This is a genomic window from Clostridium sp. DL-VIII (assembly GCF_000230835.1).
Classification (GTDB): domain Bacteria; phylum Bacillota; class Clostridia; order Clostridiales; family Clostridiaceae; genus Clostridium.
The window spans coordinates 3740712-3755486 of sequence record NZ_CM001240.1 but is presented as its reverse complement, the minus strand read 5'-3'; the positions used below and the strand labels follow the sequence as shown (position 1 = coordinate 3755486).

At 27.7% G+C, this 14775-nt stretch carries 18 protein-coding genes and 2 pseudogenes; 19 read left to right on the top strand and 1 reads right to left on the bottom strand.

Annotated elements, in window-relative coordinates:
- Positions 1-242 precede the first annotated feature (242 nt).
- From CDLVIII_RS17405 to gshAB, 19 genes and pseudogenes are all read left to right on the top strand, one after another.
- Positions 243-877, top strand: a pseudogene (locus CDLVIII_RS17405) (MBL fold metallo-hydrolase).
- A 215-nt stretch (positions 878-1092) separates the two neighbouring features.
- Positions 1093-1482: pseudogene (locus CDLVIII_RS17400) on the top strand (homocysteine S-methyltransferase family protein); the annotation flags it as partial.
- On the top strand, positions 1445-2053 hold the full coding sequence (locus tag CDLVIII_RS17395; protein WP_009170771.1) for a DJ-1/PfpI family protein: 609 nt from the start codon (positions 1445-1447) through the stop codon (positions 2051-2053). The pseudogene CDLVIII_RS17400 and the gene CDLVIII_RS17395, both read left to right, overlap by 38 nt.
- Before the next feature lie 108 nt (positions 2054-2161).
- Entirely contained in the window at positions 2162-2314 is a 153-nt protein-coding gene (locus tag CDLVIII_RS30045) for a hypothetical protein (RefSeq protein WP_083825362.1), read from the top strand.
- Positions 2315-2360: 46 nt separating this feature from the next.
- On the top strand, positions 2361-2846 hold the full coding sequence (locus CDLVIII_RS17385) for a GNAT family N-acetyltransferase (protein WP_009170769.1): 486 nt from the start codon (positions 2361-2363) through the stop codon (positions 2844-2846).
- 78 nt (positions 2847-2924) lie between these two features.
- Entirely contained in the window at positions 2925-3275 is a 351-nt protein-coding gene (locus tag CDLVIII_RS17380; RefSeq protein ID WP_009170768.1) for a cupin domain-containing protein, read from the top strand.
- Between the two features lie 27 nt (positions 3276-3302).
- The gene (locus tag CDLVIII_RS17375; RefSeq protein ID WP_009170767.1) at positions 3303-3917 is read left to right on the top strand and encodes a class I SAM-dependent methyltransferase; all 615 of its coding nucleotides are present in this window, start codon (positions 3303-3305) and stop codon (positions 3915-3917) included.
- A 101-nt stretch (positions 3918-4018) separates the two neighbouring features.
- Entirely contained in the window at positions 4019-4261 is a 243-nt protein-coding gene (locus CDLVIII_RS17370) for a hypothetical protein (protein WP_009170766.1), read from the top strand.
- Positions 4262-4279: 18 nt separating this feature from the next.
- Complete coding sequence (locus CDLVIII_RS17365) at positions 4280-4720, top strand: NUDIX domain-containing protein (protein WP_035302401.1); 441 nt, start codon at positions 4280-4282, stop codon at positions 4718-4720.
- A gap of 136 nt (positions 4721-4856) precedes the next feature.
- Positions 4857-5249 carry a hypothetical protein gene (locus CDLVIII_RS17360; protein WP_009170764.1) on the top strand — a complete coding sequence of 131 codons (393 nt, stop codon included), beginning with the start codon at positions 4857-4859 and terminating at the stop codon, positions 5247-5249.
- Positions 5250-5289: 40 nt separating this feature from the next.
- Positions 5290-5751 carry a GNAT family N-acetyltransferase gene (locus CDLVIII_RS17355; RefSeq protein ID WP_009170763.1) on the top strand — a complete coding sequence of 154 codons (462 nt, stop codon included), beginning with the start codon at positions 5290-5292 and terminating at the stop codon, positions 5749-5751.
- An 894-nt stretch (positions 5752-6645) separates the two neighbouring features.
- A complete protein-coding gene (locus tag CDLVIII_RS17350; RefSeq protein WP_009170761.1) occupies positions 6646-7137 on the top strand; it encodes a GNAT family N-acetyltransferase in 492 nt (163 codons plus the stop codon).
- 73 nt (positions 7138-7210) lie between these two features.
- The gene (locus CDLVIII_RS17345; RefSeq protein WP_009170760.1) at positions 7211-7717 is read left to right on the top strand and encodes an HIT family protein; all 507 of its coding nucleotides are present in this window, start codon (positions 7211-7213) and stop codon (positions 7715-7717) included.
- A gap of 496 nt (positions 7718-8213) precedes the next feature.
- A complete protein-coding gene (locus CDLVIII_RS17340) occupies positions 8214-8582 on the top strand; it encodes a DUF4440 domain-containing protein (RefSeq protein ID WP_009170759.1) in 369 nt (122 codons plus the stop codon).
- Positions 8583-8649: 67 nt separating this feature from the next.
- Positions 8650-9075, top strand: a complete 426-nt coding sequence (locus CDLVIII_RS17335; RefSeq protein WP_009170758.1) for a C-GCAxxG-C-C family protein — start codon at positions 8650-8652, stop codon at positions 9073-9075.
- 29 nt (positions 9076-9104) lie between these two features.
- Positions 9105-9566, top strand: coding sequence for a GNAT family N-acetyltransferase (locus CDLVIII_RS17330; RefSeq protein WP_009170757.1), 462 nt, complete (start codon positions 9105-9107; stop codon positions 9564-9566).
- Between the two features lie 347 nt (positions 9567-9913).
- On the top strand, positions 9914-10258 hold the full coding sequence (locus CDLVIII_RS17325; RefSeq protein WP_009170756.1) for a metalloregulator ArsR/SmtB family transcription factor: 345 nt from the start codon (positions 9914-9916) through the stop codon (positions 10256-10258).
- A gap of 1 nt (position 10259) precedes the next feature.
- A complete protein-coding gene (locus CDLVIII_RS17320; RefSeq protein WP_009170755.1) occupies positions 10260-11570 on the top strand; it encodes an MATE family efflux transporter in 1311 nt (436 codons plus the stop codon).
- A 14-nt stretch (positions 11571-11584) separates the two neighbouring features.
- Positions 11585-13930, top strand: a complete 2346-nt coding sequence (gene gshAB, locus CDLVIII_RS17315) for a bifunctional glutamate--cysteine ligase GshA/glutathione synthetase GshB (protein ID WP_009170754.1) — start codon at positions 11585-11587, stop codon at positions 13928-13930.
- Between the two features lie 130 nt (positions 13931-14060).
- On the opposite strand, the gene CDLVIII_RS17310 is transcribed toward gshAB, so the two are convergent.
- Positions 14061-14597, bottom strand: a complete 537-nt coding sequence (locus tag CDLVIII_RS17310; RefSeq protein WP_009170753.1) for a DUF4489 domain-containing protein — start codon at positions 14595-14597, stop codon at positions 14061-14063.
- Positions 14598-14775 lie beyond the last annotated feature (178 nt).

Sequence of the window (14775 nt, the reverse complement as noted above, 5' to 3'; positions counted from 1 at the left end):
TAGAAGTAAACTTAAATATTGAGGTTATTAAAGGGTTAATGGAATTTATTTATTATTTCTTATGTGTATTTTTCAGCAAGATTTATTAAAATTCTAATAAAGCATTATGAAAAAAGAAAGTTAGTAGAAAGTAAAAATTAAATTCTGTAATGTAAAATTATAGATTTATTTACAATTAGTATAAGTGATATGAAAATAGTGATATAATTTTTATATTAATTAAATTAAGGGGAGGCGAGAATATGAAGTTAAAAGTTTTAGTTGATAATAATACATATATTGACCAATATTATTGTGGTGAACCTGCTGTTTCATATTATATTGAAGATGGAGAGGTTAGACTATTATTAGACGTTGGATATTCAGATTTATTTATTTGATAATTTGTTCGCCTATTTTACAAGATGAATTAAAAGAAAAATGTAATCTAATTCTATCAAAAGAACCTAAAAAGGTTAGTGAAAATCGAATATTCTTGGGTGAAATACCTAAAATTAATGATTTTGAAAATAGGAAAGCTATAGGAAAACAGGTGGAAGGTAAAACGTTAGTAGATGATTATGTAATGGATGATACAGCACTCGTGTATAAAAGTGAAAATGGTATTTATATTATTGCGGGATGTTCTCATAGTGGGATTTGCAATATTGTGGAATATGTAAAGCAAGTCTGTAATGATAATAGAGTATTAGGAATTATAGGAGGATTTCATTTATTTGAAGTAAATGAACAAGTATATAAAACTATAGATTATCTAAAGCGGAATAATATAAAAGAGTTATATCCGTGCCATTGTACTTCATTTGTTGTTAGAGCTGAAATTCATAAAGTTTTGCCAGTAAAAGAAGTTGGAGTAGGTTTGGAAATCAATTGGTAACAATATCGTGAAAATGTATGTTATGTGAATATATATTATAACAATAGATGGTGTATATTTAAGGAATTATTATAAACTCTTATAAAAGCGAGGAATAAAATTATGTTAACTATTTTTTAGTGGATAACAATAATCAGTTTGCAGAAATTGAATATTGCATTGGAAGTCTCTTTCAAAGAAAAGGTCTTGCAACAGAAGCGACAAAGGCTGTCATTGCTATTTCAAATATAGATAAAAAAACAGTGGGAAAACCAATTGGTTATATGGCAAATTGTGTTCATCCAACAGTGTTAGGAAAAGCATTATCTCCTTCATTCAATAAGACTAAATTGGTAAAAGAGCGTTTCTGTGGTATACAAGCAAACACTTCACCATTATCACCAGAAGAATTAGATGATTGCAGTGATTTAAAGTCATCTGATAGTGTTAATCTTGCTAATGAAATGATGAAGTTAGATCAGTATTTTACTCCTAAAATTTTTGGTGGTTGTTGTGGCACTGATGATAGTCATATGGAAGAAATAGCAAAACGAATAAAAAATATTAGAATATTTGGAGGAAAAGAAAGTGTTAGAACAAAAACAAGTTGGCATTTTGCTCTTTAATGAAGTTGAAGTATTGGATTTTGCAGGTCCATTTGAAGTGTTTTCAATTACTACATATATTGGATGTAATGAGAAACCATTTAAAGTGCATACAGTTGCTCAATCTAAGGAGCTAATAAATGCCCGTAATGGTTTGAAAATTAAACCTGATTATGATTTTAATGACGCTCCACAATTTGATATTTTAATTATACCTGGTGGATATGGAGCAGAAGAAATTGAAATTCATAATCCAACGATTATAAATTGGATTAAAGATAATATTAATAATGTAGATATAATGGCCTCTGTATGCACTGGTGCATTTTTATTAGCTAAAGCAGGTCTATTAGATGGAAAACAAGCTACAACACATTGGATGGATATTGATAGATTAGAAAAAGAATATACTACAATTGATGTACAACGCAATGTTAAGTTTGTTGATGAAACACCTATTATTACTTCTGGTGGCATATCGTCTGGAATTAATATGTCTTTTTATATTATCAAAAAGCTTTTAGGTGAAGAAGTCGCAAATTTCACAGCTAAGAGAATGGAATACGATATTAATATTAAAAATATGTTTTGAATAAAAAGGAGAATTATAATGCCATTTGTAAATTGACAATGATTCGAGAAGAATATAGTTACTTTTGTTAATATAAAAGTATCAAAGGGAACTACTAATCCAGATGAAATGGATAGAATGATGAAAGCTACAAAAGAATTAATAATAAAAGTATTAGGTAGCAGTGCAGTAACAAATTATTTCATTATTGATGAATTGAACCCAGATGGATGGGGATTTGATGGCATTTCGATGACTGAGAGAAATAAAATGGAGCAATAATATTTTTGGGTGACTTTAATTTGAAAAGTATTTAAGGGGGATTAACGTGATAAAGAAAGTAGAAACTGATGTGGAAATTATAAAATGCCAAGAAATAATTAGAAATTCATTTATAACTGTAGCAGATGACTTTGGATTAACTATAAAAAACGCATCTACAAACCCTGCATTTATAACATATGAAAATTTACAGAAATCAATAGAAAAGGGAATGGAATTATATATAAAATATGAAAATAATGAAGCTGTTGGATGTGTAGGAATTCAGAGGTCAAGCAGTAGTAAAGAAATCTATTATATTGAGAGATTAGCTGTATTACCTGAAAAAAGACATCTTGGTATAGGAAAAAGTTTATTGGATTTTGCCTTTTATAAAGTAAATAAAAGAGAAGGAAAGGAAATATCAATAGGAATAATAGATGAAAATAAAGTTTTAAAAGAATGGTATATAGAATATGGTTTTATCGAAAAAGAAACAAAAATATACGAACACTTACCTTTTACTGTATGTTTGATGACAAAGAAGGTATAGAGTAATTATATGAATAAATAGGGAGAATGTATAATATTTTAAAGAAATTTAAACAAAATTTTATGGAGGCGATTAAAGTTGAGAGATTTCCCAGAGTTTATGAAAAATGAAAAGAATCATATTAGTAGCAGTCAGCAAAATACAGAAGACATTGATGGATATTATTTTGAAGGTGCAGATGGTAGTCAAATGGCTTTTTGGACATGCTATTCTGATAGGGTTTCTAAAGAACATAAGCATGAATTTGATGAATATACGGTTGTTGTTTCAGGTCAGTATACAGCAATTATTGATGGAAAAGAAATTGTATTAAACCCAGGTGACGAGATATTTATTCCTAAAGGAACTTTACAAGGTGGAAGTTATATTGCAGGAACAAGGACAATTTCAGCCTTTGGTGGAAAAAGAATAAAAAATGATGTAGAATAATGAATTAAAAAAAGAGGAGTTAGCATTATGAATTTTGATATACAGTCTATAACATGGGATGATGAAAGAAGAAAGAGCAGAGCTAAATTAATTGCAGAAGAAATAAGTAAATCAATTCAAATAAAAAAGCAGTATACTGCACTCGAATTCGGTTGTGGAACAGGACTTATAAGCTTTTGTCTTAATGATAAATTTGAAATGATAACTCTTGTTGATACGTCAAAAGGTATGATTGATGTATTGAACTCTAAGATAGAATCATTTGAAATAGATAATATGAAGGCGTATCAAATAGATATAAATGAAAATCATACTTTGTCAGGGGATAGCTATGATGTAATATATACGTCTATGGCTTTACATCATATTATTGATACAGAAGCAACGATAAAGAATTTATATAAATTACTAAAGTCAGATGGTTATTTATGTATTATTGATTTAGATGAAGAAGATGGAAGTTTCCATAAAGAAGAAAAGGATTTTAATGGGCATAATGGATTTAATCAGAATGATCTGAAAAATGTATTATTAAAAGCAGGATTTAAGGGAGTAGAGTCTACTACTTTTTATGAAGATGAAAAAGTTGTGGAAGAGATAAAAGTGAAATATTCATTATTTTTGATGACAGGAAGAAAATAATAATAATGGATAAGGTGTTTATTTTATAGAAATAATAAGTATATATAGAGATTACATTAGAAAAAGATAATTTAATAGAATTTGATGAAGTTGAGAAGTTGGTGGAGCAATACTCGGAATTAGAGTTAAAAGAGGAGATGAAAATTAGAACGCCTGATGGAAATACAATAAGTATACCTGGGACATATATACTTTGGAAGAAGAAAGAATTTGATGTTTGGTGGAACTATAATAGAGGAAAAATAAGTTCAAGCTATATTAGTGATGATGGAATAGAAAAGTTAAGAAAAATCGCATATGAATTAGATGGTCAAGTTATAGGTGATGAAGGAGAAGAGTATTAATTGAAGGTTAACTTTAGTATTGAAGTAAAATTTTATAATAGCATTGATGATAGTTTACTGAAATTTGCTGTTATTGTCGCGAAACACAATGGTAAATGGGTTTTTTGTAAACATAGAGAACGTAATAAATACGAAGTTCCAGGTGGTCACAGAGAAGAAAATGAAGCAATTCTTGATACAGCTAAAAGAGAATTATTTGAAGAAACAGGAGCGTGTGAATATGAGATAAAAGAAATTTGTGTATATTCAGTTATTGGAAAAACAAGGGTTAATGATAGCGGCCAAGAAAGTTATGGAATGCTATACTATGCAGATATTAAGGCATTTGAAAATTTGCCAAAATCAGAAATAGAAAAAGTATGCTTATTTGAAAACCTGCCTACAGAATGGACATATCCACTTATTCAACCCAAATTAATTGACAAGGTTCAAAAATTAATATTCGGTAGCATTACATAATATCATCAATTGGACAAGTTATGAGTTTAGAAATAGATAAGTAAAATAAAGGAAGTATTATGCACTATTAATAGGATATATTACCAAATGTGCTATAATTAAGAATGAAATGGAGCGGGATTAGTAAAATTATATTATGAAAAAAGATAAAGTTTTGCTTTTTACAAGGTTTCTTTGTGTTTTAATTTTAATAGGAACGATAGTGTCCTCGATTATTGTTTTTAAAAATATAGATAGTAATGTTGCTCTTAATTTTCTAAAAGGATATTTATTTTTAGTTTTTTTCATCATTTTATATATTCCAGTGGTTATTGTTTACAATTTAAGGAGAATGAAATTGGTTAAAATAAAAAAGCGATTATTTAGAGTTATTATTTTGTTTATTTTATTCGGAGCATTAAATAATGTTTATGGCAGTCTATTTAAATCTTTTAATATAGAATTAATCAAAGATTTAACTATCTGCTTAGTTTTATCGCTATACATTGTTTTTGGAGATATTATATTTTTGAAAAGTAAACAAAATTGAAGAAATAGTGTCTTATTTTTATAAGGGAAGGATGAATAACATGGAGATAGCTCAATTACAAAAAAGTCATATAAAAAATGCTCTCGAATTAATATGGAGTGTTTTTCAAGAATTTGAAGCCCCAGATTATTCTGAACAAGGTGTTAACACGTTCAAGGATTTTATTCGTTATGAACAAATAACCCAAAAGTTTGATAATGGACAAATGATGCTTTGGGGCTGCTTTATTTCAGATGATTTGAAAGGAGTCATTGCAATAAGAGATAATAACCATATTTCTATGCTTTTTGTAAAGGAAGAGTATCAAAGTAAAGGTATAGCAAAGAAATTGTTTCAAACATTAATTGAATATTGTAAAGCTAATGAAAGCATTAAGAGTATTACAGTGAACTCATCTCCATATGCAGTGGAAATATATCATCATCTTGGTTTTAAAGATATAAATACTGAACAAACAGTAGACGGAATTAGGTTTACGTCAATGGAATATATAATAGAATAAGGAGTCAAATTTATATATAGAAAGGAATGACAGGATTTGAAAGAAGGAAAAGAAAGAACTATTGGAGGAATAGAGGGGCTGTTGGTGGCTTTTTGGGTTCAATGATTAGTTTATTTCTAACTATATAAGTTGCATTAAAGACATTTCAATACATATTTTGCATTTGAGTTTGTTTATACTTCTGCAATGTAACTATATTATTGCACTTATATAATAAAATGTTGTTAAGCGATAATATTTTTAAGATTATAATTGTAGCAATTATTGCAGGTAATTGCCTTTTTTACATGTAAAGTATTACGTATAATATGGAAATAACCTATGTAAAGTAGTTAATTGATATAAATTAAATAAAGGTGGTTCTATTTTAAAAATAAATATTTACGAATTAGATTTATGTGTGGAATAGGAGCATTTATATTTTTATTATGTATGGTATAATTCATTCATTTATTTCAGGGAATATAATAATTCAATCAATTTTTTTATAGGTGGGATTATTGTTAAGCGCATTGCATGAAGATGTCCAGTGTGTAAGAAGTCTTTACCAACAAGACAACCAATGAAATATATTAATTATTGTTCTAATTGTAATGCCAAATTAAAATAATTTATCAATAATTAGTAATATTCCTAAATACGGAGATATTGGATTAGTTAGAAAATACAAGTAAGAAATATAAAAATTAATAAGTTCATAATTTTAGGTATTGGATGTATCCCCAAAATCAATTAATTAAATAGATAAAAGAGGTGTCTTATGAGTTTAATGCACTATATTTCAGCAAATAAAGAACTACCTTTAGGAGTAAGTGGAAAGAAGGAACCAAAGCAAATTGGTATTAGTTTAAATGAAATTAAAGAATAAAGTGGAAAGTTAATAAGGAGAATATTATGGAATTAAGCAAATTGGTATATAAAAGAGCGGATATACAAAATGTTGATATTATATTAGGAATTATACATAGGTGCATGAAAGAAGTAAACTATATAGATTATAATGAGAATGAATTTGAAAAATATTTAGGCAGATTTACTACAAATTGGCTAAAAAACATTATTGAAACAAAGCATTATTATGAAGTTTGGTATGATAATAAGATTATTGCTTGTGGAGGAGTAAGTAGAGATTATAGTCAAGAAAAACAAAGTTATTTTACTGCTATATTTGTCAATCCAGATTATAGGTGGAAAGGTATTGGAAGAGACCTTGTACATCATCTTGAACTTGATGAATGGTGTATTGACAGCAATTTAATTGAAATTCCATCTTCCAAAAGTTCTCATAAATTTTATTATAAGCTTGGTTATGAGTATAGGACATATCCACCAGTATTTAATGAAGATGATGGTTCAACTATTATGTATAAGTATAAAAAAGTATAACATATATGCGATTTAATGAATTTTAATTTAAAGTAGGAGCTATATAAATAATATGTATAAATGAGGGATCGATATGTACGTAAAAAAGTTAGATGAAAATGATGAATTATTATTGAAACAAAGAAGAGAAAAAATAAAAGAATTCCAAGAAAAAGGAATATGCTTTTCATGTCAAAATTTTATTACTGGTGATATATTTCCAGATGAAGGTTTAATTATTTATGAAGATGAATTAGTACGATGTCAATTTGAAAAATTTCCAAGAGCAACGGGACAAACAATTATAGTTTCAAAAGAACATTATGAAGATATTTCTGAAATGCCACTTGACTTGGGAATACACATATTAAAAATATCTGATGTTATTATAAAATTACATAAAGATATTTTAGGTGCAAAAAAAGTATATATGTGTACTATATGTGATGGTAAAAGAAATCATTTGCATTTTCAACTTTTTCCGAGGTTAAAGGGAGAAAAAATAGGCTATCAAAACTTTGTGAGAGAAGAGGGAATTTTAACTGATTATCAAGAAACAGCAGATTTATACAGAGAAGCTTTAAAAAATATCAAATTATAAGCTGTTAGTTATAATAAACAAATTCTAATTTTGCAGATAATAATATGGATAAATTATATGTACTTGGAACGTGAATATGATGATTAAAACATAAAGATTAACCATTAGACTAATAAAAGAAATAGATTATGATGATATTTGTGAATATGGTTGTGATGAAGAAACTGGACAATATATGATTTATTGGACAAAGACTAAGGAACAAATAAGGATGTTTATTAATGATTGTATATTTTTATAGGTTCATATAAAACTATGAACATTTAAAAATATTTTTAAATATTTCTATGTAAATTTGTTTATAGAAATATATTTATCTAGGAACATACATATAAAGAAACATATAAATATATAAAAATATGTAAATATATAAATATTTATAGAAAACATGCGCATTGAGAGGAGTAAGGGGAAAATTTAAGTATTTTTAATTAATGCAGAAAATTTTACTTTTAATTTTTATAAGAAAAAATATTTACTAAGGTGGAGATAATAAATGGAATTGCTTAAAAATCATATATTAAAACTTGAAAATGATTTATTAAAACCTGAGATAAGACAATCTGCAGAAAAGACAAGTGAATTGTTAATAGATGGATTTACAGAGTTTACAAGTTCAGGATATATATATAATTACAATATAGGACAAGCAATAGATGAATATATTAATGTACAAGATATGTATTGGGAGATAACAGACTTTAAAATAGATCAACTTAGTAATGACTGTGTATTAGCAACATATAGATTAATAAAGCATAGTGAATTAAATGAAAACAAAAAGTATTCACTGCGTAGTTCTGTATGGAAGTGCTTTGAGGGTAAGTGGAAAATGATTTTCCATCAAGGAACAATAACTGCTTAATTATAATTGAAATATGATTTTCAATTATAATTTATATAATAAATATAGTCGTATTGGAGGATTCATAATGAACATAAACAAAGATATAATTAATGAAAGGGTTAATAAATATTATTGGGAAGATGATTTAAATTGCGCTACAACAGTATTAAAAACTTTAGGAAGTATCTATGAGATAGAATTAGAATCTCAAATAATAGATTCTGCTATTGGAATGCATGGTGCAGGAAAGTTTGGAGCTCAATGTGGATTAGTAGAAGGAGCTTTAATGTTCATAGGTATTTGGGGTAGAAAACTTAGATGTGATAATAGAAGGATCGTAGAATATTGTTACAATTTTGCAGATAAATTTCAAAGTAACTTTGGAAGTTTACTTTGTAGAGAATTAAGACCTCAGGGATTTAATAAAGATAACCCTCCACATTTATGTGAAGGGATGACTAAAAAAGCAATTGAATTTACATGTAATTATATTAATAATACAATTTTATAAAGGTTTATATATGAGGAGAGAGTTATATAATGAATATTAACATAATTGAAAAGGATATATCTGAAATAAATATAATAAGGCCATTATGGGAAAAACTTAATTTAATTCATCTTAATAAATCGGTTTATTTTAAAGAGAAATACAAAACATTTACTTTTGAAGAAAGAATGAAATCAATTTATGAAAAGGCGCAAAAAGGGATCATTAAACTTGAAGTACTTTTAGATACTGAAAAAGATGAATATATTGGATATTGCTTATGTTCAATTGAAGATACTTTTGGAGAAATAGAATCTATTTTCATAAAAGAGCAATATCGTAAATTTGGATTAGGAGACAAGCTAATGAATAATGCTTTGAAATGGTTTGAATCTAATGGAATAGTAAAAATTGAAATCAATGTTGTTTATGCAAATGATGAAGCACTACCATTTTATAATAAATATGGATTTTTCATTGGAAATTATATTTTAAAAAGAGAAGTTAAATAATAAGATATAAAGTTGAATGCTGATATTTTCACGATGTAATAGAAATATAACAAAATTAAAATAGAAATAGACCTCAAGTTTTTTTATATATGAAAGATTGAGATCTATTTTTATGTAAATAATACTAATGATCTGGATATAATTATTATAAAAAAGTTTGAATTTAATTCTAATAATAAGTATAAATACATTTCTAATTGTAGCTGTATAAAAATAACAAATAGATATATGTATATACGTAAAGATATTAAAATAGTAAAATAAAATAAAATTATTGACTACATATAGATGAATATCTATACTGTATACGTAGAAATAAATATGGATAATGTTGAGAGGAGTATAAGGTGAGCACAGAATATGAAGAAAATGCTAAAATACTAAAGGCTTTAAGCGATCCTAATAGACTTAATATAATAGATCTGCTTTCGTGCGGAGAGAAATGTGCGTGTGAGATATTGGAAAGTTTTAATTTTACTCAACCTACATTATCTCATCATATGAAAGTATTAATTGATTGTGGTTTAGTTGAAGCTAGAAAAGATGGCATTTGGAATTTATATAAATTAAATATAAATAATGCGAATCGATTGGTATTATTCTTATTAAAGCTAGTCACAGAAAAAGATAAATGCATATGCGATAGTAAAAAATTTAATATGCATTGTAATGCAGAGAATAGTAGGGGGTAATATGAAGAAAACAGATTTGACCGAAGGAAAAACTTTAAAAGTATTGACAACCTTATCTGTTCCTATAATGGGAAGTTCTTTATTACAATTTACATATAATTTAGTTGATATGTTATGGGTTGGAGGCCTTGGGAGTGGTGCTATTGCCAGTGTCGGATCTGCAAGTTTTTATATGGGACTTGGCTATTCAATAAATTCCTTAGTTGTTATTGGTACTGGAATAAAAGTAGCTCATGCTATTGGAAAAAAAGATGATAATGAAGTTAAAGAATATATTAATGCGGGACTTTTAATAAATACAATAATGGCGATTTTATTTGCATCTGTATTGATTTTAAGTGGAAGAAGTCTAATAGATTTTTTGCATATTGATAATCCAAGTGTCGCAAGAGACTCTTATCTATTTTTAGCTGTAAGTGGACCAACTATGTTTTTTACTTTTTATAATCTGCTTTATGCAAGAATACTTGGAAGCTTTGGGAATAACAAATTACCATTTAATATTAACTCAATAGGTGTGGTTGCAAATATTATATTAGATCCGATTTTTATTTATGTATTCAAATTTGGAGTGATTGGAGCAGCAATTGCAACAATGCTGGCTAATATTATAATGTTTTTGCTATATTTGTCTAAATCATCGGATATACTTAAATATAATCTAAAAACAAAAATATACTATGAAAAAATACAAGAAATAATAGTTTTAGGATTTCCAATGGCACTTCAAAGAATTTTATTTACTATAATAAATATATTCATTGCACGAATTATTGCGATATTCGGCTCAGATGCTATTGCAGCTCAAAAAATAGGATTACAAATTGAATCAATTACCTATATGGTTGTAGGCGGGCTGCATGGTGCAATAGCGGCTTTTACAGGTCAAAATTTTGGCGCAAAAAAGTATGACAGAATAAAAGAAGGATATAATACAGCAATAAGAATTGGTGCGATATATTCGCTTATAATGGCATTTTTATTTATGTTTTTTAATGTTCCATTTATCAAATTATTCGTCAGAGATGAAAATACCATAGTTATTGCAAAAGCTTACTTACAAGCAGTAGCTTTTTCGCAGATTTTTAGTACTATTGAAACCGTGTCAAACGGTCTATTCACTGGAATTGGCAAGCCTAAAATCTCTTCAATTATAAGTATAATATTTACAGGTTTGCGTATTCCAATGGCATTAGCTTTAATTAAGCCTTTTGGACTTACAGGTATTTGGATGAGCATCTCACTATCAAGCATACTTAAGGGGATTACAGCTTATTTATTATATATAATTCAAGTAAAAAGAAAATATTAACAGGGGGACAATTCATGTTAAACGAACTTAAAGAATTATTTACGCCTTATGAATTATTAAAAGGAAATTATGGAATTGAAAGAGAAAGTTTAAGAGTAAATGATACTGGAGAATTATCAGAAGAAAATCATCCAGCAATATTTGGTGATAAAGTTGAAAATTCATATATAACTACAGATTTTGCAGAAAGCCAAGTTGAGGTTGTAACACCACCTTTTACAAATGTGGAAGATGTCTATAATTTTTCAAATGCACTTTATGATATTGTTGCAATGGAAATTGGCGATGAGTATTTATGGCCGCAATCAATGCCAGGTATAGTCCCTGCAGATGATAAAATTAGAATTGCAGAGTATGGTGAAAGCAGTAAGGGGACGGCAGCCAGATTATATAGAGAAAGTTTAATTGAAAGATATGGCGGTAAAAAGCAAATTATTTGTGGTATACATTATAATTTTTCTTTTAGTGATGAATTCTTAGTAAAATTATATAACAGCAAAAAGTTTAATAAATTTTTATTTAAAGAAAACTGTGATAATCAGGATATTAATTACAAAGAATTTAAAAACAACATTTATTTAAAAATAGCAAGGAATTATTTGCGTTATAGATGGTTTATCATATATTTACTAGGTGCGAGCGGTGTTGTAGATAAGAGCTATGTTGGTAAATGCTTAAAATCATCTACACAAATTGCGCAAGATAGTTTTTCAAATGAAGGAGCTTTATCTTATAGAAACAGCGAATGTGGTTATAAGAATAAAATTGATTTATATCCGAATTATGATTCTGTTGAAAGTTATATCGAAAGCTTAAAAGGGTTTATAAGCGACAAACTTATAGATAGTTACAAAGAATTATATAGCTGTATAAGACCTAAACCAGCTGATCCAGATGATTTCTTTAGCTCACTTAGTCGTGATGGAATTAAATATTTAGAGTACAGAAGCATTGATATAAATCCATTTGAAAAAGGAGGAATAAGTCTAAATGACTTATATTTTCTTCAAATATTCAATTTATTCTTGTTAATAAATGATGAAAATGATTATGATAAGTGGCAGGAAGAAGGAAATGAGAATCAAAGAATCATTTCAAAGCTTGGTCAAAATGATATTATGTTAAAGAAAGATGGAGTTCCAATTTCAAAAAAACAGTGGGGATTAGAAATATTAGAAAAAATTAAAAATATAAACAATGAACTTAAACTTAATAAAGAAGAAATTATAAATCTAATGACTGAGAAAATAAAAGATAATAAATTGACCTATGCATATAAAATTGAGCAAAAGGTTAAAGAAGAAGGGTATATTAATGCTCATTTGAATTTAGCAAAGAAATATAAGAAAAGCGCTTATGATAATAGATTTAAGTTGCAAGGATATGAAGAATTAGAGTTGTCTACTCAAATTTTAATGAAGGATGCAATTAAAAGAGGTATTAAAGTTGAGGTTTTAGATAAGACAGAAAATTTTATTTCTCTAAAAAAGAAGAATAAAATAGAATATGTAAAGCAGGCAACAAAAACTTCAAAGGATAATTATGTAACAGTTTTAATTATGGAAAATAAAAGTGTTACTAAAAAGGTATTATCAGAAAATAAAATTAAAGTTCCACAAGGAATAGAAGTAAATTCTATGAATGAAGCCTTAAATGTAATAAAGGATTTTGTAAATATTCCAATAGTAATAAAGCCTAAATCGACTAACTTTGGCTTAGGAATAAGCATTTTTAAAGATGGAACAGATGAGAAAAGTATACAAAAAGCCTTTGAAATTGCTTTTAAACATGATAATACAGTGCTTGTTGAGGAATTTGTAAACGGAAAAGAATATCGTTTTTTAGTTATAGATGATAAAGTTGTAGGAATACTTCACAGAGTTCCAGCCAACGTTAAAGGAAATGGCATAAATTCTATTTCAGAACTTGTAGAAGTAAAAAATCAAGATCCTCTTCGAGGATACCATTATGTTACTCCTCTTGAAAAAATAATATTAGATGAGAATGCAGAATTATTTTTAAGACAGCAGAATAAAGATTTTAATTATATTCCTCAAAAAGATGAAGTAGTTTATTTAAGGGAAAATTCTAATATCAGTACTGGAGGAGACAGCATAGATTACACTGATGATATTCCAGAAAAGTTTAAAAAGATAGCTGTTCAGGCAGCTAAAGCTGTTAATGCTAGAATTTGCGGCGTAGACATGATGTTAGAGGATTATTCTGATGAAAATTCAAACTATGCAATAATTGAACTTAATTTTAATCCTGCAATCCATATTCATTGCTATCCATATAAAGGCTCTGAAAGAAAAATTGGAGCTGATGTATTAAAAGTGCTCGGATTTTTAGAAGACTAAATAATATAATAAACCGATGAGTAATTGAAGGTTTATTCATCGGCTGGTTTCAAAACTTAAGTATTATAATATATAAAAACAAGAGAAGCTCTATAAATAGAGCTCCCTGTAATATAATTACTTACTATTATTATAGAGTTTCAACAGCTAAAGCTGATAATGTTGCGTTAGTTATAGTTAAACCAGCTGTCTCAGCAATCAAGCTACTTGGTTCAAGCTGAACTGTATAAGTTATATTTCCGCATGCTGGATTGCAATCGCAATATTGGAAAGCAAATGATTCTGCTTCCAAAACGCTTGCTATTTCAGAGAAAGTATGAGTTCCACCTACTGGTTGAGGTGCTCCATCTGCAAGACTCTTAATTATAATAAAGTTTAATGTTACAGCAACAGTTGCTGGTAAACAGATTAAGCTAGTAAAAGTTAAAAGAACCTTAGGATTGCACATGCAAGTAGTATCTATAGATACGCTAGCTACAGGAATAGGTCTAGATAATGGTGTTGAAATTATAGGCATTGGTCCAATTCCGCCGCATCCAACATTTAATATGGCTCTGCCAGGTTCTTGAGGAGCACAACCGCATCCACAGCCACAGCCACAGGATGGATAATAAGGGCGATTATCAGAATATTCATAACCGCGTTCGTTTTCACATAAAATGTTCATAATATACCTCCATACTATCATAAGTTTATCAAAGTTTTCTCCGTATAATTGAGTTATAAGAGATTCTTTTTATAGTATATTGTATGAAAAATATATAAAAGTGTGCTGTATAAGATCTTTTGATAAATATATAAATTTTGTATGGAATATTTTATAATTATTTATTATAATCTCATGG

Bases quoted from the DNA above. Each gene is read 5' to 3' on its own strand.
- CDLVIII_RS17340 (WP_009170759.1), top strand. From the start codon at position 8,214: ATGGAATTGCTTAAAAATCATATATTAAAACTTGAAAATGATTTATTA.
- CDLVIII_RS17330 (WP_009170757.1), top strand. From the start codon at position 9,105: ATGAATATTAACATAATTGAAAAGGATATATCTGAAATAAATATAATA.
- CDLVIII_RS17355 (WP_009170763.1), top strand. From the start codon at position 5,290: ATGGAGATAGCTCAATTACAAAAAAGTCATATAAAAAATGCTCTCGAA.
- CDLVIII_RS17350 (WP_009170761.1), top strand. From the start codon at position 6,646: ATGGAATTAAGCAAATTGGTATATAAAAGAGCGGATATACAAAATGTT.
- CDLVIII_RS17335 (WP_009170758.1), top strand. From the start codon at position 8,650: ATGAACATAAACAAAGATATAATTAATGAAAGGGTTAATAAATATTAT.
- CDLVIII_RS17345 (WP_009170760.1), top strand. From the start codon at position 7,211: ATGTACGTAAAAAAGTTAGATGAAAATGATGAATTATTATTGAAACAA.
- CDLVIII_RS30045 (WP_083825362.1), top strand. From the start codon at position 2,162: ATGGATAGAATGATGAAAGCTACAAAAGAATTAATAATAAAAGTATTA.
- CDLVIII_RS17310 (WP_009170753.1), bottom strand. From the start codon at position 14,597: ATGAACATTTTATGTGAAAACGAACGCGGTTATGAATATTCTGATAAT.
- CDLVIII_RS17360 (WP_009170764.1), top strand. From the start codon at position 4,857: ATGAAAAAAGATAAAGTTTTGCTTTTTACAAGGTTTCTTTGTGTTTTA.
- CDLVIII_RS17320 (WP_009170755.1), top strand. From the start codon at position 10,260: ATGAAGAAAACAGATTTGACCGAAGGAAAAACTTTAAAAGTATTGACA.
- gshAB (WP_009170754.1), top strand. From the start codon at position 11,585: ATGTTAAACGAACTTAAAGAATTATTTACGCCTTATGAATTATTAAAA.
- CDLVIII_RS17375 (WP_009170767.1), top strand. From the start codon at position 3,303: ATGAATTTTGATATACAGTCTATAACATGGGATGATGAAAGAAGAAAG.